Annotated in this window: 22 protein-coding genes and 1 pseudogene; 12 read left to right on the top strand and 11 right to left on the bottom strand. The window is 64.4% G+C overall.

Annotated elements, in window-relative coordinates:
* Positions 1-28: 28 nt before the first annotated feature.
* The 3 genes from CXY74_RS04395 to CXY74_RS04385 form a co-directional block, all read right to left on the bottom strand.
* The gene (locus CXY74_RS04395; protein ID WP_104199309.1) at positions 29-1291 is read right to left on the bottom strand and encodes a regulator; all 1263 of its coding nucleotides are present in this window, start codon (positions 1289-1291) and stop codon (positions 29-31) included.
* Positions 1291-1926 carry a hypothetical protein gene (locus CXY74_RS04390; RefSeq protein WP_104199308.1) on the bottom strand — a complete coding sequence of 212 codons (636 nt, stop codon included), beginning with the start codon at positions 1924-1926 and terminating at the stop codon, positions 1291-1293. The genes CXY74_RS04395 and CXY74_RS04390 overlap by 1 nt, the downstream gene beginning before the upstream one ends.
* Positions 1927-2015: 89 nt before the next feature.
* Positions 2016-2615 (bottom strand): hypothetical protein, encoded by a 600-nt coding sequence (locus CXY74_RS04385; protein WP_104199307.1) that lies wholly within the window; start codon positions 2613-2615, stop codon positions 2016-2018.
* A gap of 132 nt (positions 2616-2747) precedes the next feature.
* Between CXY74_RS04385 and CXY74_RS04380 the strand changes: the two genes are divergently transcribed.
* Complete coding sequence (locus CXY74_RS04380; protein ID WP_104199306.1) at positions 2748-3188, top strand: Rv3235 family protein; 441 nt, start codon at positions 2748-2750, stop codon at positions 3186-3188.
* Between the two features lie 107 nt (positions 3189-3295).
* On the opposite strand, the gene secA is transcribed toward CXY74_RS04380, so the two are convergent.
* From secA to mtrA, 6 genes are all read right to left on the bottom strand, one after another.
* The gene (gene secA / locus CXY74_RS04375; RefSeq protein ID WP_104199305.1) at positions 3296-6103 is read right to left on the bottom strand and encodes a preprotein translocase subunit SecA; all 2808 of its coding nucleotides are present in this window, start codon (positions 6101-6103) and stop codon (positions 3296-3298) included.
* Positions 6104-6241: 138 nt separating this feature from the next.
* A complete protein-coding gene (hpf, locus tag CXY74_RS04370; RefSeq protein ID WP_104199304.1) occupies positions 6242-6946 on the bottom strand; it encodes a ribosome hibernation-promoting factor, HPF/YfiA family in 705 nt (234 codons plus the stop codon).
* A 121-nt stretch (positions 6947-7067) separates the two neighbouring features.
* Complete coding sequence (locus tag CXY74_RS04365; protein ID WP_104199303.1) at positions 7068-7766, bottom strand: ComF family protein; 699 nt, start codon at positions 7764-7766, stop codon at positions 7068-7070.
* A 98-nt stretch (positions 7767-7864) separates the two neighbouring features.
* The gene (locus tag CXY74_RS04360; protein WP_158252296.1) at positions 7865-9571 is read right to left on the bottom strand and encodes an LpqB family beta-propeller domain-containing protein; all 1707 of its coding nucleotides are present in this window, start codon (positions 9569-9571) and stop codon (positions 7865-7867) included.
* Positions 9564-11204 carry an MtrAB system histidine kinase MtrB gene (gene mtrB, locus CXY74_RS04355; protein ID WP_199183140.1) on the bottom strand — a complete coding sequence of 547 codons (1641 nt, stop codon included), beginning with the start codon at positions 11202-11204 and terminating at the stop codon, positions 9564-9566. The genes CXY74_RS04360 and mtrB overlap by 8 nt, the downstream gene beginning before the upstream one ends.
* A gap of 57 nt (positions 11205-11261) precedes the next feature.
* Positions 11262-11942 (bottom strand): MtrAB system response regulator MtrA, encoded by a 681-nt coding sequence (mtrA, locus tag CXY74_RS04350; protein WP_104196609.1) that lies wholly within the window; start codon positions 11940-11942, stop codon positions 11262-11264.
* Positions 11943-12098: 156 nt separating this feature from the next.
* Here mtrA and CXY74_RS04345 point away from each other — a divergent pair, with 156 nt between their 5' ends.
* From CXY74_RS04345 to CXY74_RS04325, 5 genes are read left to right on the top strand one after another with little or no spacing between them, the layout of a single operon-like run.
* Entirely contained in the window at positions 12099-13262 is a 1164-nt protein-coding gene (locus CXY74_RS04345; protein WP_104199301.1) for a hypothetical protein, read from the top strand.
* Positions 13259-13978, top strand: a complete 720-nt coding sequence (locus CXY74_RS04340; protein ID WP_233193213.1) for a DUF4129 domain-containing protein — start codon at positions 13259-13261, stop codon at positions 13976-13978. The genes CXY74_RS04345 and CXY74_RS04340 overlap by 4 nt, the downstream gene beginning before the upstream one ends.
* Positions 13975-15303: a DUF4350 domain-containing protein gene (locus CXY74_RS04335; protein WP_104199300.1), complete on the top strand. Its 1329-nt coding sequence runs from the start codon at positions 13975-13977 to the stop codon at positions 15301-15303. Before CXY74_RS04340 ends, CXY74_RS04335 begins: the two co-directional genes overlap by 4 nt.
* Positions 15300-16322 (top strand): MoxR family ATPase, encoded by a 1023-nt coding sequence (locus tag CXY74_RS04330; RefSeq protein WP_104199299.1) that lies wholly within the window; start codon positions 15300-15302, stop codon positions 16320-16322. Before CXY74_RS04335 ends, CXY74_RS04330 begins: the two co-directional genes overlap by 4 nt.
* A gap of 2 nt (positions 16323-16324) precedes the next feature.
* Positions 16325-17632: a DUF58 domain-containing protein gene (locus CXY74_RS04325; RefSeq protein WP_104199298.1), complete on the top strand. Its 1308-nt coding sequence runs from the start codon at positions 16325-16327 to the stop codon at positions 17630-17632.
* Between the two features lie 125 nt (positions 17633-17757).
* Here the strand turns inward: CXY74_RS04325 and CXY74_RS04320 are convergent, their stop codons facing one another.
* Positions 17758-18753 carry a stage II sporulation protein M gene (locus CXY74_RS04320; RefSeq protein WP_104199297.1) on the bottom strand — a complete coding sequence of 332 codons (996 nt, stop codon included), beginning with the start codon at positions 18751-18753 and terminating at the stop codon, positions 17758-17760.
* Positions 18754-18770: 17 nt separating this feature from the next.
* Between CXY74_RS04320 and CXY74_RS04315 the strand changes: the two genes are divergently transcribed.
* Both CXY74_RS04315 and CXY74_RS04310 read left to right on the top strand, forming a co-directional pair.
* Positions 18771-19634 carry an RDD family protein gene (locus CXY74_RS04315; protein WP_104199296.1) on the top strand — a complete coding sequence of 288 codons (864 nt, stop codon included), beginning with the start codon at positions 18771-18773 and terminating at the stop codon, positions 19632-19634.
* A gap of 120 nt (positions 19635-19754) precedes the next feature.
* A complete protein-coding gene (locus CXY74_RS04310) occupies positions 19755-20825 on the top strand; it encodes an isopenicillin N synthase family oxygenase (protein WP_104199295.1) in 1071 nt (356 codons plus the stop codon).
* Positions 20826-21052: 227 nt separating this feature from the next.
* Here the strand turns inward: CXY74_RS04310 and CXY74_RS04305 are convergent, their stop codons facing one another.
* On the bottom strand, positions 21053-21730 hold the full coding sequence (locus CXY74_RS04305) for a dienelactone hydrolase family protein (RefSeq protein WP_158252295.1): 678 nt from the start codon (positions 21728-21730) through the stop codon (positions 21053-21055).
* A gap of 313 nt (positions 21731-22043) precedes the next feature.
* On the opposite strand from CXY74_RS04305, the gene CXY74_RS04300 reads away from it, so the two are divergent.
* The 4 genes and pseudogenes from CXY74_RS04300 (at position 22044) to CXY74_RS04285 (ending at position 24867) form a co-directional block, all read left to right on the top strand.
* Entirely contained in the window at positions 22044-22577 is a 534-nt protein-coding gene (locus CXY74_RS04300; RefSeq protein ID WP_104199293.1) for a DUF488 family protein, read from the top strand.
* A 91-nt stretch (positions 22578-22668) separates the two neighbouring features.
* Positions 22669-22878 carry a DUF2945 domain-containing protein gene (locus tag CXY74_RS04295; protein ID WP_104199292.1) on the top strand — a complete coding sequence of 70 codons (210 nt, stop codon included), beginning with the start codon at positions 22669-22671 and terminating at the stop codon, positions 22876-22878.
* Positions 22879-23090: 212 nt separating this feature from the next.
* Positions 23091-24269: pseudogene (locus CXY74_RS04290) on the top strand (molybdopterin dinucleotide binding domain-containing protein); the annotation flags it as partial.
* 352 nt (positions 24270-24621) lie between these two features.
* Positions 24622-24867, top strand: coding sequence for a hypothetical protein (locus CXY74_RS04285; protein WP_104199290.1), 246 nt, complete (start codon positions 24622-24624; stop codon positions 24865-24867).
* Positions 24868-25354: the final 487 nt, after the last annotated feature.

The raw sequence follows: 25354 nt of genomic DNA, 5'->3' as shown, positions 1-25354 counted from the left end.
GTATCTGTGGGTTCACCTCGCCGTAACCTCACATGACCGGGGCTGCCTTTCGTCCGCGCCACGTGACACGCCGCGGCTTGCGCTGCGATTCCGTGGCAGGCAGAACGATCAGGTCCTCCAGAACAAAACGACGGATGCTCACGCGCGCCGCAGACTTCGGGCTCGCGTCCCGCAGTGTGCGGCCCGTCAATACCGCCGCGTCCAGGGCACCTTGGTCGTGCGGCACCAGAATCGATGATTCGATGCCGCCGAAACGCAACAGCATTGCCGTGACCTGCGCCCGCGGATTCAGCCCGACAGCACTCGCCCGCACCTGATTCATCACGACGCTGACCGTACTGGTGCCGATCACCTCGGTGAGATCGCTCCAGGCACGAAGAAACCGGGCCATCCCCACCGGGTCCGCCAGCCCACAGGCGACGACGTGATCGGCCACGCGCAGGGCAGTGACGGTGGCGGCATTCCGCCTTGGCGCCAACACGTCACTGGTCAGTTCTTCATCGCTCTCCAGACTGAACCCGGTATCGACCACCACGTAGTCCACCCAGTGGCGTAACGCGTCAATGGTGCGGGTGACCCGTTCGGTCGACAGTTCCGGCCAGCGCGACGGCCTGCCGAGGCCGGTGAGCACCCAGAAAGCACCCTTGGGCGAGTTGTAGCGTTGCGCGATACGTTCAAGCTCCGATTGGTTGAGACTGTCACTGCCGGCCAGTCGGCAGGCGGCAGCGAAACCGGGTGCTTCGTCGAGCATGCCCAGGCTCGGGGCGATCGAGGCGCTGTAGGTATCAACGTCGGCCAACACGACGGTGTGACCAGCTGCCGCGATTTCTGCCGCGATGTTAATGGCCAGCGTTGTGCGCCCCGGGGCGCCGCATGGACCCCAGACCGCGATCACCGAGCCGGTGTTGAGCGCGCCGCCGGTGAAATGCCGTTCCCCCACCCGCAACGGCACGACAACGCCCGACACAAGCAGATCTTCGATCTCCGACCAGTCGCAGGGTATCGCGACCGTTTCGTACAGGCCGAGCGTGCCCGCGTGCCGCCGCTCCTGTTCGGTTGCGGTCAGGGCGACGACCCGGATGCCGCGCTCGTCGCACGCGGCGATCAGCTGCCCGGTCAGGGACTCGCGGCGACCACTGACGACGACGACGTGCGGCTGGCCATGCGATAGGGTCTCGAGAAACTCCCGGGCGGTATCAACGCGCGTGACGACACTGTGCCCGCAATCCACGATCTCGGCCAGCATCCGCTGCTCGGTCGCTCGATCCAGCACGAGCGCAAGCCTGGCCATCAGGGCACCACCGGGGTGTTCACGGGCACGATCGCGACGGCATCCCCGTTCATGATCGCTTCCAGCACCACGCCCACACTGGCCTTCGGCACGAGCATCTCGACGGATTGCCCGTTGCCGGCCGCGATGATGCCGGTCGGTTCGACGATACGAACGATAACGGCCTGCCCCACGAGAATCGTCGGCGGAGCGTATTCGCTGGGCCCGGTCGCCCGCGCCGACCAGATATCGACGACGGAGCCTGCCACGATGGACGCGGCCAGCCTTCCGGGGATATCGACGACGACACTGGTCACGTCGCTCCCCGACGCTTGCCCGACCGCGGACCGGGCCACGAGTTCGCCGGCCAGGATGGTCTGGGTGACGAGCAGACCGTGTTTCAGGTCGGCCGCCGGCACAAGATACAGGTCGGCCGCGCCACCGAGCTGCACCCGGCTCTCCACGAGGTCGGCCGATCTGAGCTGATCGCCGACGGTCAGTGTGTGCCGTGCGGTGTAGACCGCCGTGGTGCGATCACTGCCGGCGACGATCGCGCCGACGCCCGCAATCGACGCAGCGACCAGCACCAGACCGATGACAAATCGGGGATCAACCCAGAACCGGCGGCGCGTGCGTGTGGGACCGGTTGTTTTCATCCGTTACCTCGCTTGTCTGTTGCGCTTCTGATGATGCCTTGGGCCTTATCGTGCCCGACTGCGGAAAATCGTGGAAAAGTTATCCACAGCTACCCAAGCCGGATGACGTGAATTTGCCAGAACGGCACGAGACGGTAGTGCAGCACTTCCGGCGCGCGGCGCAGCGTTCCGAGCGGATGCACCGCTAGATCGAGGTGGTCACGCGCGACCCGGTCGATGGTGCCGGCCAGGACACCACCGCGGGTCGCGAGCTCTACGCTGCGCCGTCGCCGGCACAGGTCCCGAAGTACAAAGGGGAAACCGACACGTTCGATCAGCTTTCCGGTAGATTCTGACTCGACCGCGAGCGAGGCCAGATTCTGCTCGTCATTGAGCACGACACCGGCGATGGCCGAGAGCGGAATCACGCACTGAACCCGACCGTTTCTAGCGCACGGTAAGTCAGCCGCGAGCCAGTCTCGGCCGAGCGTCGTCGGGCGAAGCACGATCGTCTCACCGGAGACCAGTACGATGCGCAGCTGCAGCGTGCCACCCAGGCCGACCGACCGCACCACGTTACTCAATCGGGTGCGCAGGGAGAGGTTGTCCAACCGCTGGCGTTCTTCCTTCAGGCGCAGGTCGGTAGCTTCGGAGTGCAACTCGCGTTCGAGTTGCCCTTCGAGGTCATCAAACAAATCATCCCAGCGCACACGTCGAAAGTAGCCGACGCGAGACGATCTCGCTCACGTTGTGCACAGGCTCTTTAAGCGCTAGACAACGCGGTGATCAAGCTGATTGAGTGCGGCGCTACAACAGTTGCTTGTTCGACATCAGGAGGAACGATGACGTCATCTGGTTCCGGTGCTTCCAGCGCGCAGGTTCACCCTTTGGAGGCTCGCATCGATGCGCGCGGAGTCAGCCCGAAGCCGTTCGGACAGGCACATCGGCCCGAAACGGAGCAGGTACTGCGCGCCCTCGCGCTGCGGGCTGTCGAAGTTATCGCCGGAGCCAGAGACCTCGAGCAGCTTGCGCGATGGGTTACCGACGACGTCTACGCTCATCTGCGCGTGCGCGTGTCGATCGCCGCTCGCGCCAGAGCCATCACGGGAGTCGTCGCTGAACGGCCAAGGCTGTGGATCGACCATGTCAAGACCTGGCCTACCGACACCGGCGGTTTCAATGCAGTGATCCTGGTGTACGACAAACGCCGAGCGCACGTCGTCTCGATACAGTTGGAGGGCTTGGATCAGCGCTGGCGTGCCACTGTTCTCGTTGTACTCTGATGCACCGGTAACGCCGCCAGCAGACGGATGCCCCGCTCACGACCCGTTCGACAACGCCCGCCCACGAATGGGCGTGCGTTGTCGGCGTACTTGCCCGTGCGTCGGGGCTAGATCGTCTTCTTGCCCTGGGCGCGGCGCTCGGCCCGGTTCACCGGTGCGGCACCCTCGTTTTTCTGCCCAAACGCTCCGCGCTGGGGCGGGCTGGCTGCTTCTTCCGGCTCGTCATCGCTCGCCGCGACCGTCGCCGTGCGCCTGGCCCGATCAGTGGCAGCCTGCTGAATCTGGCCGCGCTGATTGCGCACCTCGACTCCGCCGGAATCGCTCGGCGCAGTGTAACTGAGCTTCTCGTCCGATGAGTCAGCTGGGCTGAGCCCCTTCCCCGCAATGGCCGGCCCGTTGACGGCACCAGCGCCGGCAGTCACCTCAACGTCGAGGTTGAACAGGAATCCAACGGTCTCCTCGCGAATCTGGCCCATCATCTGCTGAAACATGGTGAAACCTTCGCGCTGGTATTCGACCAGCGGGTCGCGCTGCGCCATCGCACGCAGCCCGATGCCATCTTTCAGGTAGTCCATCTCATAGAGGTGGTCGCGCCAGCGGCGGTCGATCACCGAAAGCACCACACGACGTTCCAGCTCGCGCATCGCGGGGGCACCCAGGGAATCTTCACGACGTGAGTAGGCGAGCTTCGCGTCGGAGAGAATCTCGCGGCGCATGAAATCGCGATTGATTCTGCCCTTGTCGCCGGCCTCAGAAACGACCTCGTCGATGGTCAATCCCACCGGGTAGAGGGTCCGCAGTTCGGTCCACATCGCGTCGAAGTCCCAGTCGTCGCCGTTGCCGTCGCCGGCATGCACGTCGAGCACCTCGTCTATGACGTTGGTGAGGAAAGTCTGGGTGCGTTCATGCAGGTCGTCACCTTCGAGGATGTGTCGACGGTCGCCGTAAATGGCTTCACGTTGGCGGTTGAGAACATCGTCGTACTTGAGCACGTTCTTACGAATCTCGGCGTTACGACCCTCGACCTGTGACTGTGCGCTGCGGATGGCGCGGCTGACCACCTTGGATTCGATCGCCATGTCGTCTGGCACTCCCGAGCGGCCCATCAGGGCTTCGGCTGCGCCGGCGTTGAACAGGCGCATGAGGTCGTCGGTGAGCGAGAGGTAGAACCGGCTCTCGCCCGGGTCTCCCTGGCGTCCGCTGCGGCCGCGCAGCTGGTTGTCGATGCGGCGTGATTCGTGCCGTTCGGTACCGAGCACGTACAGGCCGCCGGCAGCGATGACTTTCTCGGCCTCTTCACTGACGCCGGCCTTGACAGCGGTGAATACGTCGTCCCAGGCGAGTTCGTACTCGTCAGGGGTTTCTACCGGGCTGAGGCCCTTCGCGTTCATCTCGGCGACAGCGAGGAACTCGGCGTTCCCGCCGAGCATCACGTCGGTGCCGCGGCCGGCCATGTTGGTGGCGACGGTCACCGAGCCGAGTCGACCGGCCTGCGCGACGATCGCGGCTTCACGGGCGTGGTTCTTGGCGTTGAGGACTTCGTGTCGCACACCCATCTTGGCGAGCAGGCGGGACAGGTACTCGCTCTTCTCGACGCTGGTCGTGCCGACCAGAACCGGCTGGCCGGCTTCGTGGCGCAGGGCGATGTCTTCAACGACCTGACGAAACTTGGATTCTTCGTTCTTGTAGATCAGGTCGGACTGGTCGATGCGCTGCATCGGCTTGTTGGTGGGGATGGCCACGACGCCGAGCTTGTAGGTACTCATGAACTCAGCGGCTTCGGTCTCGGCCGTACCGGTCATGCCGGAGATCTTCGAGTACAGGCGGAAGTAGTTCTGCAGGGTGACGGTGGCCAGGGTCTGGTTCTCGGCTTTGACGGCGACACCCTCCTTGGCCTCGATCGCCTGGTGGATGCCCTCGTTGTAGCGGCGTCCCATGAGGATACGGCCAGTGTGCTCATCGACGATGAGCACCTCCCCGTTCATGACGACGTAGTCCTTGTCCTTCTTGAACAAAGAATTCGCCTTGATGGCGTTGTTTAAAAAAGAGATCAGCGGCGTGTTGGCCGATTCGTAGAGGTTGTCGATGCCGAGATAATCCTCGACCTTTTCGATGCCGGGCTCGAGCACGCCGATGGTGCGCTTCTTCTCGTCGACCTCGAAGTCTTCGTCGGCGATGAGACGCTTGGCCAGGCTGGCGAACTCGTTGAACCAGCGGTTGGCTTCGCCCGACGCCGGCCCCGAGATAATCAGCGGGGTACGAGCCTCGTCGATGAGGATCGAGTCGACTTCGTCGACGATGGCGAAGTAGTGCCCGCGCTGCACCATATCGCTGGCCTGCCACGCCATGTTGTCGCGCAGGTAGTCGAAACCGAACTCGTTGTTGGTGCCATAGGTGATGTCGGCGGCATACATTTCGCGCCGCTGCGCCGGAGTCTGACCCGAGACGATGCATCCGGTCGTCATACCGAGGGCACGGAACACGCGGCCCATAAGTTCGCTCTGGTAGCTTGCGAGGTAGTCGTTGACCGTGATGACATGCACACCGCGGCTACTGATGGCGTTGAGGTAGGCAGCGGTGGTGGCGACGAGGGTCTTGCCCTCTCCGGTCTTCATCTCGGCAATGTTGCCGAGATGAAGGGCGGCTCCACCCATCAGCTGCACGTCGAAGTGCCGCAGCCCCAGGGTGCGAGTGCTCGCTTCGCGCACTGCGGCGAAGGCCTCGGGCAGCAGATCATCGAGCGATTCCCCGTTGGAGTACCGTTCCCGCAGGGTGACGGTCTCGTTTTTCAGCTCCTCGTCGGTGAGCTCGTGGAAGTCTTCTTCCAGCGCGTTGATGGCTTTCGCGTAGTTTTCCAGGCGGCGCAGAACGCGACCCTCACCAACACGAAGAACCTTTTCAAGAATTGACGCCACGAATGTTCTCCACTAGTCAAACGGTGCGGGCACGCACTGTGGCAGCCCAATCGGACTGCCACAGCACAAAGCCTGCGCCTCTCGTCTGGCAGCTGCCAGAGCACCGACCTGGTCGGCGGCTAAGGTAATGCTAGTTGGTCAGTTGGCACGCCCGCTGGTAACGGGCACAGCCTCCTGCAGCTCACCAACCGAACCGTCGAGTTCGATGACTCCGTAGTCCCAGCCCTTGCGGCGGTAGACCACACTGGCTCGTTTGGTTTCGATGTCCTGGAACAGGTAGAAATCGTGGCCGACGAGCTCCATGAAGTAGAGGGCATCATCGACGGTCATGGGGGCCGCCGCGAAGACCTTGCGACGGATGACGACGGGGCAGTAATCCTCCTCGGGGGAGGCCTCGGGGGCATCCGCTTGCACGATGGGAATCGCACCGGTTCGCACCCGCTCGAGCGTCTCGGGGTTGGCCGGCGTGATGTCGATGACGCTGAAGCCAACCGCGGACGCTTCGTGTAGCGAGGTGGGCCGGTGGGCGCCGCCGCGGTGTACCTTCTTGCGGTCCTTGGCACGACGAACACGCTCGAGCAAACGACCCAGCGCCACGTCAAAAGCGGCGTACTTGTCGGATCCGTCTGCTTCGGCCCGCACCAACGGACCCTTGCCGATCAGGGTGAGTTCGACCCGGTCGTTGCCGACGGCCGCCCCGTTCTTCTCGTGGTGGCGACTGACCTTGATCTCGAGCGCGAGGGCCTTATCGGCGAGAAGGGCAATTTTCTCGGCCTTCTCCGTCGCGTAATCCCGGAAGCGATCAGTGATCCCAAGGTTGCGTCCCACAATGTTAGTTTCCATGACGACCTCCAGTTTGGCGGACCGCCCAAAACCGGGCGATCAGTGCACGCCTTTGTCTCCACCGTAGCCGTGGGAGTGGAAGAAGTCACATTATTTGTCGACGAGTTTGCCCACAGGGCAATTACGGGGACAGCAGACGCCGTGTTTCCGCGAGTGTGGCCAGACCGACGACGGCACCGCCGGCAGCAGACACGGCGCGGCGCGCCTCGAGCAGGGTCGCTCCCGTGGTTACGATGTCGTCGACCAGGATCACCAGCACCCCGTCGAGCGGACGCCTGGCGACGAGGCTGTTGCTCTTGTTCGCGGCCCGCGCCGCCCGGCCGAGGCCCACTTGGTCGAGGGCCTCAGTGCGCTGCGCGAGCGCCGGAAACGAGTGCAGGCCGGCACGGTGCAGCAGGGCATCGACCGGGTGGTAGCCCCGAACACGCCAGGCCCGACGAGACGACGGAATGGTCACGAGCTGGATTTCGGGGCCGGCATCGCAACGCGTAGCATCACGACCCCGACGGCCAGCGGGCACGGCGGCCAGCGCGGCCACGATGGCCGCCCGCAGCGGCCCGGCGAGCGCGGCGGCGGCATCCGTTCGGCCGCCGTCTTTGTAAGCCGCGATCGCATGACGGGCAGCGCCCTCGTAGGTGAGTGCGGCCCAGATGACGGCGTCGTCGCGGACGACCGGGTGTACGGAAGGCACCAGCGCCCGCCGGCACTCGGCGCAGAGGGCACGGTCGACGACACCACAGCCACTGCACTCGGTCGGCAGCACGGTTGCCCAGGCATCCCGGCTCGCAGCGGCCAGACGATCGCGCAACTGTCGATTCATGACCTCAGTGTGCCGCGGGATACCGGCAGGGCCAGCCCGAACGCACCGGCGGTGGATAAGCGCGCCTCGGCGCCTCCTGGGGAGAAGCGGCGGGTTGCTCAGTCGCCGAGGCCTTGCTGGGTGGCGAGCACGGTCACGCCGTCGATGCGAGCCTGCCAGCCTGCTCCACGTTGCACCGCGAGGCTGCCGCTGTCAGTGAGGGCTCGCAGATCACGCACCGAGTTGCTGCCGACAATGAACCGGCTACTCACAGGGGATTCGAGAATGGTGCTGACGCCACCAATCTGTTGCGCGACGATGCGGGCTTCTCCGCTGGGCAGCGTGCTGAGCGAGGCGACGGTCAATTCATTGATCCAGGTTGCGTCACGGCCGACTCCGCCGCCCGACGCCAGCAGTACGGGCGCACCGATCCCGGTCGGCGCCGCGCCGGTTCGAATGATGGAGGCGATGACGAATCGGGTCTCAGAACCGGTGCCGAGGAGCGCAATCAGCCGAGAGCCGTCTCGGGACACTTTTAGTGCCGCGATCGACGTGGCCTCTGGCCACGGGGTAGGCAGCAGGGTTGCTTCCCCGGTGGGGCTGTAGACGACGAGAGCACTTGGATCGTTAGCCGGCACCGACCAGACGAAGCGGCCATTGTCGATCGATGGCGCGAGCAGCCCCGCGCGCGCATCGAGCAGCTCGGGTTCATCGCCGGCCCGAACGACGTAGACGCCGTCGCTGGCGAGTACGGCCGCCGATCCCTGGCCCGATGCGAGCGTCACAGCGGTCGGAGCCAGCTGGGCGATAGGCTCAGAAAGCCCATCCAGCGGAGTGACGCTCTGCCCGGTCGCGGCGAGAAAACCGAACTCGTCACCGCGCAGTACGAGCGCCCGGGCATCTACCCGCGGATCCACGAGCGGTGCCCCTGATTCCAGAGCAGTAATGGCCTGGGAGTTCTGGTCGATGGTGATTTCGACTGTCAGGCCCGTCGGCAGACTCGCCGCCAGCTGCGCCTTCATGCGTTGGAGAGTCTGCCGATCGGCGTTGAGGGCTTCGCTGTTCAGATCGACCATGGCCTGACGCCCGACAACCTGCACGGCATCGGCGGTGAGCTCGGATCCTTGCGGAAACGCCGTGGCCACGGCACCGGTCAGCCAGGCGCTCGGTCCGTTCAAGACCGCATTGACCAGTTTCGTCGGAGCGGATGCGCCGCGCGGAAACCAGCGCAGGTCCGGCACCAAAAACTGAAAACCAGGATCGTAAAAATAGACCGGCTGGGCACTGAACACCTCATTGAAGGTGTTTTCGTCGATCACCGTGCCATCCGGAGCCGCGCTGATGCGCCACTGGCCATCGATCTGCGCAAATTCGTAGCGCAACGGTACCGGGCTCGCGTCGACCTCGCGGTATTCCCCGGACTGGTCCACTTCGGCGATCGGCGTGACCGCCACGAGGGTGGTGGCCGCGTCGATGACGGTCAGGGTGCGCCCTGAACCGTTGTCGACGGTGACGCCCGAGGTGGGGTCCCAACTGGATTGAAACGCCGGAGCCAGAAACTGGCGGGCGATGTCGTAGTTGTTCTCCGGGCTTGACGACGCGTCGATGAAGCCGCTCAGAATAGCCTCCGTCGAGGCGTCCTTCTGCGGTAGCGCCGGCAGAAAAACCGGTGCCGGATTATCGTCCGGCGCAATGTCATTGCCGGCGTGTACGGCACCGTCGCGCGGAATACCGGTACAGCCACCGAGCCCAACGGCAAGACTGACGGCCACCAACAGCGCCGGCACGACCCGCCAGATTGAACCACGCGCTCTGCGATCAGTCATGCTGATCTCCGCCCATGCCAAGCACATGCCCGACGTCGCCCAACGCGGCCGTTGCGTCGTCGGGTGGCAAAGGGATCGGGGACGATTCGAGCACAGCTCCGGCCGTGCGCGGCAGGGTCAGCCGAAAACATGACCCCTCGCCCGGACTCGACCAGACCTGTAGCCAGCCGTTGTGCACGCTCGCGTCTTCGCGCGAGATGGCCAGTCCGAGTCCGGTACCCCCGATCGTGCGTTGGCGAGACGGATCAGCACGCCAAAACCGGTCGAACACGTGCGCGACTTCGGCCCGGGTCATGCCGAGCCCGTAGTCTCGCACGGCGAGCGCGACCGCGTTCTCGTCGCTGTCGACTGACACCACGACGGGTTTACCCTCACCGTGCTCGATGGCGTTGCCAATGAGGTTGTGCAGAACCCGCCGGATGCGTCGCGGGTCGACGTCGGCGTTGAGATACCCGCCCGGCGCTACGATCCGCAGATCACTCCCCTTCGACTCGGCCAGTGACTTCAGGCTGTCGATGGCGTCCTCGGCGAGATAGACCAGATTCGTCGGTTCACTCTCGAGTTCCACCGACCCGGCATCGTACCGGCTGATTTCGAGCAGGTCGCTCAACAGCAACTCAAAGCGTTCCACCTGGGTGTGCAGCAACTCAGCGGTGCGACTGGTGGCTGGCGGAAAAGTCGCCCGCTGGTCATAGAGCACATCGCCGGCCAAGCGGATGGTCGTGAGTGGCGTTCGCAATTCGTGCGAGACATCCGATACAAAACGTTGTTGCACCTCGGACAGGTCGGCGAGCTTACGAATCTGGCTCTGCAAACTGTCGGCCATGCCGTTGAACGAGCGGGCAAGCGTGGCGATGACGTCTTCGCCCTTCTCGGGAATGCGCACTTCAAGGTCGCCGGAGGCAAGTTTCTGGCTCGTCTCGGCGGCCACCCGCAATGGCGTGACGACGAAGCGCACGACGATCCACGATACGGCCCCGATCAGCAGGACGAGCGCGACACCGGCCACCCCGAGCGTCTGTTGCACGAAGAGCAGCGTCGCTTCGGAATCCTGCAGACTGTAGGCGATGTACAGCTCGTATCGGCCGGCCACGGGAACCGTGATCTGCGACCCGACCACGATCCCGGGCATGGTGGTGGCCTCGTCACCGGTCAGGGTGACGGACTGCCAAAACTGATCACCGTCATTCGCCTGCACCTCGGTGCGCAGGTCTGCTCCGATCACGCCGGTCGATTGCCCAAACGTCGACGAATCGAGCGGCGCGACGGTCGACGGATCCTGGCCAGGCACCCGCAGCACCGCGACCAGTCGGCTCGACGAGGCAGCGGAGATCGAGGTGCGGGCCGAACTGAGCAGGTTCTGCACTTCGACCCGGTCGGTGGCGTCGGAGGAATCGAAGAGGCTCTGCGCGGAACTGCTCGCACGGTCTGATTCCAGCAGGACCTGGCTGAGCCGCGACTGAAACAGGTCAGTACCGATACTGACCGACATGTACACGCCCACGACCAGAATGGCCAGCCCGGACAGTGCGACGGAAATCGTCACCGTGCGAAATTGCAGGGACGAGCGCCACGACGCGCGCACGAGCCTCGGCCAGTTGCGCGGCCTGCTCCAATAGGTCAGCTGAGGCACGGTTTCGGAAACCGTTTCTCTGGGCGTCGCCGGGGGGACATCTCTGGTCTGCGATTTCTAGCTGATCGTACCGGCGCGATAGCCGACGCCGCGCACCGTCATGACGATCTTGGGATTATCGGGATCGTGCTCGACCTTGGATCGCAGCCGCTGCACGTGCACGTTCACGAGCCGGGTGTCCGCCTTGTAGTGGTAACCCCAGACCTGCTCCAGCAACATTTCGCGGGTGAAGACCTGCTGGGGTTTCGAGGCGAGGGCCAGCAGCAGGTCGAATTCGAGCGGCGTGAGGTTGATCGCCGCCGTTCCGCGGGTGACTTCGTGGCCGACTGCGTTCACCACGAGGTCACCAATGTGCAGGGCTAATGCGCCGTCGACAGCGGGCGGGCGCAAGCGTGTGCGAATGCGAGCGACGAGTTCCTTGGGGTTGAACGGCTTGACCATGTAGTCGTCGGCACCGGACTCGAGCCCCTTGACCACGTCGGTGGTGTCAGACCGGGCGGTGAGCATGATGATCGGCACCCCCGATTCTGCGCGGATCAGCCGGCACACTTCGATGCCGTCGAGGCCGGGCAGCATGAGGTCGAGCAAGACCAGGTCCGGCTTCTCGGTACGAAACGCTTCGAAGGCGAGCGATCCATCGGCACAAAAACCCGGGGTGAAGCCCTCGCCTTGCAAAACGATGCCGATCATCTCGGACAGGGCGGTATCGTCATCGATAACCAAAATACGTGCAGTCATGGGTCTCTTTCCAGAACGTCAGCTCCGTGTGCTCTGATGTCGTTCGCTCAGCAGATTGCCCGATGAGTAGGGCAAAGTCTCGCATAAGAGTAGCTGAGTGCGCTGACAGAGTGCTCGCGAGCGCATTTCTCGATCGACCTGTGCCAGCATTGAAGAGTGACCGACCCCTGGCTAGCCCCCGACGCCCCCGTTCCACCGCGCTATGGGGAGTTGGCGACACCGTCCTCGCCCTATCAGAGCGCGCCGCATCCGAATGGACCCTTTCCAGGCAGCAACCCAGGCCAGGCTTGGGCGCCTCCGCCCAAGCCTGGACTGATTCCACTGCGGCCGATCGGATTCGGTACGCTGCTCGGTGCGTCTTTCCGGGTCCTGCGCCGCAATCCCAAGGCCACCTTTGGTAGTGGCCTGATCGTGCAGGCGGTGATTACGCTCGTCACCGTGGTCATCGTCGGGCTCGTCGCGTTCTGGGCCCTTGACCGCATTGACAGCGCCCCGCTCGACCAAAAGGATGCCGTCACGGCCGGCTCGGTGCTGGCAGGCTTGCTGTCCGCCATCATTCCGATCACTCTGTCGCTCATCGCTTCTGCGCTGCTGCAGGCCATCATCGTGGTCGAGGTGGCCCGCGCGACCCTGGGCGAGAAACTGCGGCTCGGCACTCTGTGGCGCCGGGCAGCAACTCGTCTCTGGCCGCTGACCCTGTGGACCCTGCTGCTGGGCGGTGCACTGCTCGTCGGCGTGGCCGTGCTGGCCGGCATCGTCGTGCTCCTGATCAGCGTCGGCGGTGCCGTTGGCCTCGTCGCCGGCGTTCTCATCGGTGTCTTCGGCGGTCTGCTGCTCGTGGCCACGAGCGCATTCCTCTTTACTAAAACCAGTGTGGTCCCGAGCCTGATCGTGCTGGAGAACCTGGGCGTGCGGGCATCCGTTATTCGGTCCTGGTCGCTGACGCGCGGCTACTTCTGGCGCACGCTGGGCATTCTGCTGCTGATCACCGTGATCGTGCAGGTCATCAGCCAGATCATCAGCTTGCCCGTGTCGCTGCTCATGGGAATCGGCACTACGCTCGTGGACCCGGCCGGGGCGTTCATGGAGCAGTCGTCCATCATCCTCACCATCGTCAGCCTGATCATCGCCGTTCCCGTAGCGGCGGTGGCGGCTGTTGTGCAGTCAGCGACCGTAGCGCTGGTCTACCTCGACCTGCGCATGCGCAAGGAAGGCCTCGACCTTGAGCTGGCCCGCTACGTTGAATCCGTAGCGCAGGGCGGCAACGTACCCGACCCGTATCTGGCGCCAACCGTTTCCGGCGGATACTCGGCGGCATGACCGAGATGGGCCTGGCGCAGCTCGGATCGGTGGTCGAATCACTCCTCGACCGCTTCACATTCGGCGTGCCGCGTGATGTTCCGGTGGTTCCTGACGCGCCAGACGCTCGCCAGTGGCTGCGCGAAGAGCTCGCTAAAGCCCCGTACGCAGCGGCCCGACCGACCTGGTTCGACCGGGCGTCCCAGGCTTTTCTCGACTGGCTCAATTCACTGGCTGGCAGCGGCGACGGCAGCCTGACCGGCTGGGTACCGATTGTCGCGGCCGTACTCGTGCTCGCCGTGCTCGTGGCGGGCTGGCTGCTGTTCGGCGCGCCAAAACTGGCCAGGCGCCGCCGGGCAGATCTCGACCTGTTCGGCGCGATCGACCAGCGCAGCAGCTCCGAGATGCGCGCGGCGGCCGACGCGGCGGCCGGTCGCGGCGACTGGAGCCTGGCCTGCGAGGAGATTTTTCGCGCCCTGGCCCGCTGCTTGGCTGAACGCACGGTGCTCTCGGTCACGCCCGGCACGACCGCGCATGATTTCGCTGCCCGGGCTCAGCTGGCGTTTCCGTCCCACGGTTCGGCACTGGCCCGCGCTGCGGACACCTTTGATCGGGTGCGCTACCTCGAACAGGTCGGTCTCGAGCCCGACTACCGCGCCCTCGCCGCGCTCGAGGCCGATTTGCGGGCTGCGGCGCCCGCCATACTCGCCCCGTTGACCGAGGCAGGTCGGACATGAGCGCAACGCTCGGTTCCCCAACCGATGCGCCTGCTCGCTTGACTGGTGCTGTCGGCGGTGCTGCCGGCAGCACGACCGTGGCTACCCCGACCCTGCGAGCGCTGCTGGGCCGCTCCTCATTCTGGCTGATCGCCGCTGCCTGCATTCTGGCCACCGCGATTGTCGCCGTGGTCGTGTCCGGCGGCAGCCAGGCGGTTGGCCGAGCGCTTGCCGGGGACAACGCTGCTCCGGCCGGCTCGATGGCGCTCGTAGAGGTGCTTCGCCAGCAGGGCGTCACCGTGACTCTCGCCAGTTCCCTGGCCGAGGTGCGGGGCTCAGTCGGAACAAATTCAACCGTGCTCCTGTATGACGAGAACAGCTACCTCGATCAGTCGCAACTGCGCGAACTGGGCGACCTCGGCGCGCGCACCGTTGTCGCGGCACCGGATTTTCTGGCTCTTCAGGCGCTGGCCCCGGCCGTGGGCTTTGGCGGTGTGTCCGCATCCGACACTCTCGCCGCTGACTGCTTTGTGCCGGCCGCGAATCGAGCCGGGGAACTGTCACCGGGCGGGGACACCCTCTCCATTCCGCCCGGGGGCGGGCATCCGCTTCTCACCGGTTGTTTTGCCAGCGGCACCAACACTTTCTCGCTGGTTCAGGTGCAGAACGACAGGACCGGCGGGATCATCTCCCTCGTGCCTGACGCCCGCCTGTTCAGTAATGAACACATCACTGACTACGGTAATGCGGCGTTCGCACTCGGGCTGCTGGGGCCGAGCGACTCGCTGGTCTGGTACCTGCCAACACTGGCCGATCTGCCCCGCACCGGGCCCCCGTCACTCGCCGACTTGACGCCCGGCTGGGTCACCCCGGTGCTCGTTCTGCTCATACTCGCCGCCGCCGCCGCTGCGTTCTGGCGGGGAGCGCGGTTCGGACCGCTCGTGGCCGAGAACCTGCCGGTCACGGTGAAAGCGAGCGAGACCATGGAGGGTCGCGCCCGGTTGTACGCGCGCAGCAATGCCCGGCTCAGGGCGCTGGACGCCCTGCGGGTCGGCGCTGTGCAGCGACTCGCCCTCGCTGTTGGCCTAGGCCGCCTCGCACACCTGGAGGAGGTCGTCGGCTCGGTCGCCCATTTCACCGGCCGCACTCCCGATGACGTGCGGCGAGTGTTGGTGGGCGCGATCCCCAAATCGGACGCGCAGCTGATGGCATTCTCCGACGCTTTACAGGCTCTCGAACACGCGACCGGTCAGGCCGTGCGAGCCGGGGCCGCGCCGGCTGCTCGGGCGTCGGCATCCGATTCTCAGGAATTACCACCCCCTCCAGCCGAAAGAATGGACTCATGACCACTCCTGCCACCCCAATCACGCCCGCTGACTCGCTCGCAGCTGCGGTGCCCTCGACCGCAGAGGATGCCGCCGCGCTGCGGGCCGCGCTCAACCGGGTGCGCTCCGAGGTCGGTAAGGCCGTCGTCGGGCAGGACGGCGCGGTGACCGGGCTGATCATCGCGCTGCTCGCGCGCGGCCACGTGTTGCTTGAGGGTGTGCCCGGGGTGGCCAAAACGCTGCTCGTGCGTACGCTCAGCCACGCGCTGAGCCTTGACACGAAGCGCATCCAGTTCACGCCCGACCTGATGCCAGGGGACGTGACCGGGTCGCTCATCTACGATGCCCGCGCGGGCGAGTTTGAGTTTCGGCAGGGCCCGGTGTTCACCAACATCATGCTCGCCGACGAGATCAACCGGACGCCGCCGAAGACGCAGTCCGCACTGCTTGAGGCCATGGAGGAACGGCAGGTCAGCGTTGACGGCGAATCGCTCAAGCTACCGGAGCCGTTCATCGTGGCGGCGACCATGAACCCGATCGAGTACGAGGGCACGTATACGCTGCCGGAGGCGCAGCTGGACCGGTTTCTGCTCAAACTCGTGCTCGAAGTCCCCCAACGCGTCGATGAGATCGAAGTACTGCGCCGCCACGCTGCCGGTTTCAATCCGCGCGACCTGGCCGGGGCCGGGGTGAACGCGGTGCTCGGCCAGGTCGAACTTGCTGCGGCACAGGCCGCGGTGGCGCGGGTCGGTTCGAGTGCGGATGTGCTCGCCTACATCGTCGACCTGGCCCGCGCCACGCGCATGAGTCCCTCGGTCAAGCTCGGTGTCAGTCCCCGCGGAACGACCGCGCTGCTCGCCGCCACCAAGGCGTGGGCCTGGCTGAGCGGCTACGACTCGATCACGCCCGATCACGTACAGGCGATGGCGTTGCCGGTCTGGCGTCACCGCGTGCAGCTTCGCCCGGAGGCCGAACTCGAGGGCGTCTCGGTGGACGCCATTCTGCGCGGCGTGCTGCAGCAGGTTCAGGTTCCGATCTAACGATGACGCTCAGCGGACGGTTCGTTCTTCTCCTCGCCCTCGGGGTGGTGCCTATCGTGCTGTTCGGGCCCGATCCTGCGGCCGCCACCGGCGTTCTCGTTCTCTGGCTGCTGCTGGTGTTCGTCCTTGGCGGCCTTGACCTCGCGTTGGCGGCGTCTCCGCGTGCCGTGACGGTCGAACGGATACTGCCCGCCCGGGTTCGACTCGGGGAATCCGTCACGAGCGAGCTGTACCTCACCAACACCGGGCGCCGCCGCCTGGTCGGCGTCGTGCGGGATGCCTGGCAACCGTCGGCAGGCGCCGGACGCAATCGCAGCCGCGTCGTGGTCCCGTCCGGGGAACGGCGGCTCGTCTCGCTCACGCTCACACCGTTTCGACGCGGGGAACGACGGGTCGAACAGGTGACGGTGCGCTCGCGCGGGCCGCTCGGCCTGTGGAACCGCCAGGCCACGCTGAACGCGCCGGGGCGCATCCGGGTATTGCCGCCTTTTCATGCCCGAAAACACCTGCCCGCACGAATCACGCGGCTCAAGGAGCTCGACGGACGCACGAGCGTGATGGTGCGCGGGCAGGGCACCGAGTTTGATTCGTTGCGCGAATACGTGCGCGGCGACGACGTGCGCTCGATCGACTGGCGGGCCACTGCCAGGCGCAACGATGTGATGGTGCGCACCTGGCGACCGGAGCGCGATCGCCGCGTCGTCATTCTGCTCGACACCGGGCGAACCTCGGCGGCGCGGGTCGATAATGAGCCACGCCTCGACACCGCATTCGAGGCTTCCCTGCTGCTCGCCGCGCTCACCTCGGTTGCCGGCGACCGGGTGGATTTTCTCGCGTTCGACCGCCGGGTGCGCGGCCGTGTGCAGGGTGCCAGCGGGGCCGCTCTGCTCTCGCAGCTGGTCGATTCGATGGCCCTGATCGACCCGGAACTGATCGAGATGGACTGGGCCGCCGTTCCCGGGCAGGTGCGGTCCATCACGAGCCAGCATGCCCTGGTCGTGGTGCTCACCTCGGTCGACGCTGCGGGGGCGTCGACCGGGCTGCTGTCGGTGCTGCCCCAGCTCACCAAACGACACACGGTGATCGTGGCCTCCGTGCTCGACCCTGCCACCGTGCTCGCCGCAGCCACCCGCGGTGGTCGCGACGAGATTTACCGGGCGGCGGCGGCGGAACGGGCCCTGCTCGACGTGGCACGCGTATCGGCTGCTATCCGTCGGCTGGGAGCGGATGTTGTCACCGCCTCGCCCGCGCAGCTCCCGCCGGCCCTGGCCGACCGCTACATCGCCCTCAAGGCTGCCGGCCGGCTCTGACGACCAACGGCTGCGGGGACACCCTTGGCACCGTCCGCGACAACACCACTCCCGCCACTCAAGACCGTGGAGACCACCAGAAACGACCAGCAACTAGTTTCGGCAATCGGCAGCGAGGCGAGGTGTCAGGCAGCGTAGAGGCGGGTGCTTCCGGCCTCAAACTCACTCAGGTCGCCGGTTTCACCGGCGCGAGTGGCGCGGCCGCCGACCACGATCATGTACGTCAGGAATGCGCCGAGGGCGACGACTCCGATACCGATCTTGATCGGCCATGGCCACGCCTGCGGAGTGACGAATCCCTCGATGATGCCCGACACCAGCAACACGAAAACGAGACCGATGGCCACCGTGAACAGCGCGCGGCCGTCTTCGGCGAGTGCCTGCCCGCGGGTGCGGGCACCGGGGGCGATCCAGGCCCAGAAAATGAGCAGTCCGCCAGCCGCTGCCACGAAGATAGCGGTCAGTTCGAGCAGCCCGTGCGGGGCGATGTAGAGAAAGAATACGTCACCCTTGTCGTAGGCGAACATGATCGCCGCTGTGGTGCCGAGGCTCATGGCGTTTTGCAGAATAATGAACGGCACGTAGACCCCGGTGATGCCAAAGGCGATGCACTGTGCGGCGATCCAGGCATTGTTCGTCCAGACAAATCCGGTGAATGACGCCGCAGGGTTCGCTGAGTAATAGCCGACGAAGTCCTCGTTGGCCAGCTGAGCGAGTTGGGTCTCCGTTCCTAGATTCGCGAGCACCTCTGGATCGTTGTAGGCCCACACCGCGTACAAGCCGGCGACTAGAAAGGTCACCACGGCGACCACGAGCGTCAGCCAGCGCAGCCGATAGAGGGCCGCCGGCAGCTGGGCGACGAAAAATCGCGGAATTTGCGCCAACACATTGGCATTCACGCCGGTGAAACGCAGCCGGGCACGAGAGAGACCGACCGACAGCCGGTCACCTTCGAGAGTCGACCCGGCAGTGGACTTGATCGCTGAGAGCTGAGTGGCACCGGCCTGATAGCGCTCGATGAGTTCGTCGGACTGGGCACCGCTCAGCTCCCGCCGGGCTCCAAGCTCGGTCAGGCGGTCCCAGTCGGCGCGATGCGCGGCCGTGTAAGCATCGAGATCCATCTGATTCAATAGTAGACATGAACGAGACCGGGCGTCCCGCCGATCGTGCCGACCGTCACAGTGATCTGATTCGCGACGACGAGCTCGTCACCGGCGAGGCAGTCGCGCTCGACGTGCACCCCGCCAGCGTCATTCTGCGCGCCGCCGGCTCGATCATCGACACGATCGCCTATCTGGCCCTGTACCTGCTCATTATGCTGGCCCTAGTTACGACCGTCGCGGGCTATACCGACTCGGCGCTCACCCAGGCCATCTCGATTGCTGCGCTCGTCTTCGCCGTACTGATCGTGCCGGTGCTGGTCGAGACCCTCACTCACGGTCGATCGCTCGGCAAGCTCGCCATCGGTGCCCGCATCGTGCGCGACGACGGCGGAGCGATCTCCCTGCGCCACGCATTCATTCGGGCCTTGACCGGGGTGCTGGAGATCATCATGACGCTCGGCGGGCTCGCCGCCATCACAGCCTTGCTCAACGGCCGATCGAAGCGCCTCGGCGACCTCCTGGCCGGCACCTACAGCCAGCACGAGCGCGTCCAACGTAACAACGAGATCCCGCGCCCGATGCCCGAAGCATTACTGCCGTGGTCGCAGACCGTTGACATTGCCCGGCTGCCCGACCAGCTGGCGCGGCGGGTGGCCCAGTACCTGCGGCAGTCACCTCACCTGACCCCACTGACCCGCGAACGTCTGGCTCAGACCCTCTCGGCGGAGGTCACTCCGTTCGTCTCCCCACTGCCCGATGCTCCGGCCGAGTCCTTCCTCATCGGAGTCGCCGCCGTGCGCCGAGAACGCGAATACACCGCCCTCCTCCTCGAGCGCGAGCGCTTGGCGCGCCTGGCCCCGGTCCTGACCGGCCTCCCCCACGGCTTCCCCAACCGCTGATTGACCCAGTACGGGCGGCACTGAGTGCGTGGCCTGGCCTCAACATCAGCAGCATTTACGCGCGATTCGACATGATGCCGAGGCAGCAGCTGGCCTGCCCGGTGTCAGACTTGAACCATCGTGCTTTCACTCCCAATCCTCGATTTCTCTCAACTCGACGCTGGCGAGGCCGAAGCTGCGGCATTCCGCGCTGAACTCCTGCGCGTCACCCACGAGGTCGGGTTCTTCTACCTGACCGGCCACGGCGTCGACCCGCAGCTGACGAAGGAGCTTCTCGCCGTCTCGCGCAAGTTCTTTGACTTGCCGGCCGAGCAGAAACTCACGCTGGAGAACATCCACAGTCCCCAGTTTCGCGGGTATACCCGCGTCGGCGGGGAGCTCACCGCCAACGCCGTCGACTGGCGTGAGCAAATCGACATCGGGGTAGACCGCAAGCCCGTGCCCTTCGCCGCTGGAACTCCAGATTATTGGCGCCTTGAGGGCCCGAATCTCTGGCCGGAGTCCCTGCCTGAGCTGAAGACCGTCGCCCTGTGCTGGAATGCGGAGCTGAGCCGCATCGCGCTTCGCCTGCTGCGCGCCTGGGCACTCGCCCTCGGCAGCCCCGAGAACGTCTTCGACGCCGCTCTCGCCGAGAACGCTTTTCTCTTGACCAAGATCGTGCGCTATCCCGGCCAGCCTGTACGTGCTCAGGGTGTGGGCGAGCACCGCGACGGTGGAGTTCTCACGCTGCTGCTCGTCGAACCGCACAAAGACGGTCTGCAAGTCGAACACGACGGCGAGTGGATCGACGTTCCCCCGCTCGACGGCGCCTTCGTCGTGAACATCGGCGAAATGCTCGAACTGGCAACGGATGGCTACCTCAAGGCCACTCTGCACCGCGTCTTCTCCCCTGAAGACGGTTCCGACCGCATCTCCGTGCCGTTCTTCTTCAATCCAGCACTCGACACCGTAATGCCGCGGCTGCAGCTCGACGAGAGCCTGTCTCGTGAGGCCCGCGGGCTCTCCGCCGACCCGACCAACAGTCCCATTCTCGAAACCACCTACGGTGACAACGCACTGCGCTACCGCCTGCGCGCCCACCCCAACGTGGCCGCCGCCCACCACGCCGATCTGCTTTCATCCCGGACGACGGATGATGCAGAGGCTGAAGCATCCGTCAGGTCAAGCCCCGGGTTCTGGAGACTCGGTTAGGTCCGTTTGATACGGATGATAGCGGGCTGGTGGGTGTGAAAATCAGTTTCGGCCTCGATGCGTGGAATGTATCCCAACTCGCGAACGTGCGGATGTAGGTGATATCGGCAGCCCATCCGCATTTCCTGACAGATCGGCTCGACCGTCTTCCTGCTTGTCCACGTCGATGACCGTGATCACCTGATGGAGGGGCGGTCGGCGAGCGCCGTCGACGGTGGTGGCGATCTTTACGGAAATGGCTGGTTGGCCTGGCGTAAATGGGTTTTCAGGAAGAGGGCTGTTCGCGTGAATGCGTCTGCTGTCTCGTCTGCGGCGTGGCGTGGAGGGTCCGGGTCCAGGGCGAAGCCGTGGCGAACTTTGGGGTAGACCACCACCGCGGATTGAGTGGTGGTGTGGGTCAGGATTTCGCGCATTCGTTGGATGTCACGGGCGGGGGTGCTGTCGTCCCTGCCGGCATATATTCCCAGCCAGGGTGCTTTGAGCACGCGTGCGGCCTCAATTCCACTGAGAATGCCAGGCCAGCGTGGAGAAGCCAAGTTGGCGCCGTAGAAGGTGACTGCGGCATCGATGTGCAGTGTCGCTGCCGCCCACAAGGCGAGGGTGCCTCCCATGGAGAACCCTAGTATCGCTACTTTCTGTGCTCCCTGGGCGCGAATCCAGGCCAGGGCGCTCTCGATGTCAGAGGTGAGTCCTGCCGTCGTGAGGGTGTTGTGGTACCGGCGGGCTTGCGCGAATTTTCCAGCGGTGTCGACGGGGTCTGCGATGCGATGGTAGAGGTGCGGCGCGGCGGTGATGTAACCGCAGTCGGCCAGGCGAACGACGAGATCGGCAACTGGCGCGGAGAGGCCCCACACCTCGTGGAGCACGACGACTCCAGCCCATGCAACGCCGATCGGCGCTGACACTGTCAGGGGGACACCACCCGCCCCTGTAGTGCTAATCGCGCGCGAATGGTCGGAACGTTGCGGGATCGGTTGCATGCTTTCTCCGTTCGTTCACGGACACCTGTGGCCGCGGTGTTATCGGCGATATCCGCGCCTAGCTCGTGTGAACCGGAACGAGCAAGCCTCCTGCACTGATCAGGTTAGCGACGGCTTCGGGATGGCAACAGGGCGATGGCCAACGTCCACAGGTTCCCCGTTATTGCGGAGCCGAGTGTCGGGCGCACACATCGGACATTCCTGATGCGGGCTGTAGTAGGTGCGGTTCAATGGGAGCATGGCTGAAACCTGTGTGTACACGATCGGGCACTCGACTCATCCCCTTGAGGAGTTCGTTGAAATGTTGAATAGACACGGTGTCGAACGACTCATCGACGTGCGCACCGTTCCGGGGTCTCGTCACAACCCGCAATTTGGGGAACACGAACTTATCGTCAGCATGCCGACGGCAGGTATCGACTATCAGCGACTCGCCGAGCTCGGCGGGCTACGGCACACCCCCGCGGCAGAAGCGTCTATCAACGGGGCGTGGCTTAACAGGAGCTTTCGCAACTACGCCGACTACATGCAAACGCCCGAGTTCGTTGCCGGTGTCGACGAGTTGATAGCGCTGACGAGGAAACAGACCGTGGCGATCATGTGTGCCGAAGCCGTGCCCTGGCGTTGTCACCGATCACTGATCGGAGATGCGCTGCTGGCGCGGGGCCTGCAGGTTACCGACATCATGAGCCTGACCTCGACCAAGCCGCACACCCTGACCAGCTTTGCCAAGGTCCACGGTGACCGTGTCTGGTACCCACCGGAAGAGTGATCACCGAGGGTGCACATCCAGATCGGGGCGACGTAAGACGGCGAATAGGGTGAAGAGATATAGCAACATTGTGGCAGCGGAAGGTGCACCTATGATAAAAAAATTCTTAGTCGGCGATCACGTGCGCTGGAACTCCGAGGCCGGCCATGTGCACGGCACCATCACGAAGATTCATAGGAAGGACGTGGAATACAAAGGCCACATTCGCCGCTGCAGTCGTGATGATCCGCAATACGAGATCTTGAGCGACACGACCGACCATGTAGCGATGCATAAGGGCGAGGCCCTGACGAAAATCTAGCCGTGCGCGGCCGCCAATGGATACCAACGCGAACGTGCACACGCCCTGTGCCTGCTGTCGGCGGTGATGGCGGCGACGGATGGCAGCACGTCGTGAACGTATTGACACGAGTGACCGCGAGTGACCGCGAGTGACCGCGAGTGAAAGTCTGAAATGTTGGCATCAGCGGGCGAAACGAAGACAGTATGGCCGAATTCACAACGGAAACTGATGCCCTCGGACTCACGCAGCAGCCACACTCCGTAAACACGCTCAAGGAGATCATCAATCTGCTCCTGTTGCAGGGAAATTTTGGTAAGCCCGGCGCGGGGGTGTGCCCGGTGCGGGGACACTCCAACGTACAGGGCGATCGCACTATGGGCGTCTGGGAGAAGCCGCAGGAGCCGATGCTCGCGGCCCTAAACCGGGAATTCTCGATTGAATCTCCGCGCGAACATGGCCTCGACTCAGTCGACACCGTTGACGCGTTCGAGAAGAACAATGTTGACGTCTTTATTTCCATGGGCGGTAATTTCGCGTTGGCGTGCTCGGACACCGATCTACTCAAGGCAGCGATGCAGCGGGTAGGCCTGACAGTGAGCGTGTCGGCCAAACCCAACCGGTCGCACGTTCGCCACGGACTGACCTCGTTGATTCTGCCGACCCTTGGCCGCACTGATACCGATGACAAGCATCCGGGTGGCCGTCAGGTGCTCAGCGTCGAAGATTCCATGTCCGTTGTGCGCACCACCCAGGGACGCCTGAAACCGGTTTCAGACCACCTGCTGGCCGAGCCCGTGATCATCGCCCGCATGGCTAACGCCACCCTCGGCGCCGACCACGTCATCGACTGGAAGGCCGTGTCTGACGACTGTGACGTCATCCGTGACCACATCTCGCGGGTGTTGCCAGGTTTCACTGACTTCAACGCCCGACTCAAGACGAAGAACGGCTTCGTGTTGCCAAACCCGCCACGAGATACCCGCAGCTTCAAGACCGACATTGGGCGTGCCCGCTTCACTGTGAGCCCACTGGAATACCTCACCCCGCCGGCCGGCCACCTCATCTTGCAGACCATGCGCAGCCACGACCAGTGCAACACCACGTTCTCCGGTCTTGACGACCGCTACCACGGCATCTCCAACGGTCGCCGGGTGATTCTGATCAATGCCGAGGACGCGATGGAGATGGGTTTCTCTGATCGTGCCGCGGTCGATGTGATCAGTACCTTCCAGGGTGCCGAACGCCACGCGGACGACTTTCGTCTCGTGTTCTATCCGACTCCACGCGGATGTGCGACGGCGTACTTCCCGGAAGCCAACGCGTTGATGCACCGCGAGCTCGTAGCGAGAGAATCGAACACGCCCGGCTACAAAGCCATGGCGGTGCGGTTTGTGGCACGCGCCGAGTAATCTGCCCTGCTGAGCTCACCGACTGAACCCGGCCGTTCCAACCAATGGGGTGGGCGTCCGGGTTCGGTTCAGGCGCTGGCCGGTGCCGTACCTGTGCCACCCGCGCCACGGACCACCCTAAGTCGTGCTGCCACCCACGCAAAAACTCTGGCTCTATCGGCGATACTACGTGCCTTCTGTCACGATGAAAGCACCAGCACAGCTCCCCGCGAAGCGCATGACACTGGTCAGCGTCAGCTTCGAGGACTACCGTGGCATCAATGCGCGCTGATGAACGTCCTTGCACGATCGCTCGCTCCTTGACGCGTTTACACGCAATGCTCGTGGCGAATCCGATGAAGAGAAGGAAAGAATGACCGACGACAGCGGCACCCAAGACGAACCGGTTCAAGACCAACATTTCCAACCGGATGACGCCAAGGCGGCAGGGATTCTGATGCAACAAGAAGCTGATCTGGCCGGTCATGACGAGGCGCACGTTCTCAACGCTCTACGTCAGCGCTTTACGGACATTGGGGTACACATCGACGAGGACACGCTCCACGCTCATGCGCATCGCATCGCGGGTCTCACACCGAATGATTTCTCCAAAAAGTAAACCTCGGCCTGAAGAGGCCAACACCGTCATCTTCAACCTCGCGCCCTCCCCCTCGCGCTAACGTCGACGAGAAAAATGCCCCACCACAAGCGGAGGCTTAGTAATGCAGCGTGTGCGGGGAATGACTTGCACCAACTGTGACGCAACACAAATTCGTTCATGTTGGGGCGGGGTGGCGGGATATTCGCGGGGTGTCGAGTTTTCGGGGTGTTCTGGCAGGCTCCGCACGCTCTTCGCGGAGCCTGCCAGAACACCCCGAATGTTTGAGCTGAGGAGCGAGTGTCCCGCCACCCCGCCACCCCGCCCAGCCCTGCCCTGCCCTACTCCGCCCTGGGCTGTCCTGCCTAAGCTGGGTTGGGCTTTCGTGCAGCGTGGGTTAACGCAGAACGGCCACCCGCAGGTGGCCGTTAACGCAGAAAAGCCATCCCGTGAGGGATGGCTTTTCTGGTGTTTCTAAGTTAAGTCCGGCGGTGTCCTACTCTCCCAC

This window comes from Cryobacterium sp. Y29 (genome assembly GCF_002929825.1).
GTDB lineage: Bacteria > Actinomycetota > Actinomycetes > Actinomycetales > Microbacteriaceae > Cryobacterium.
Note: the sequence above shows the minus strand (reverse complement) of the source record. Positions and strands in the feature narration are given on the sequence as shown.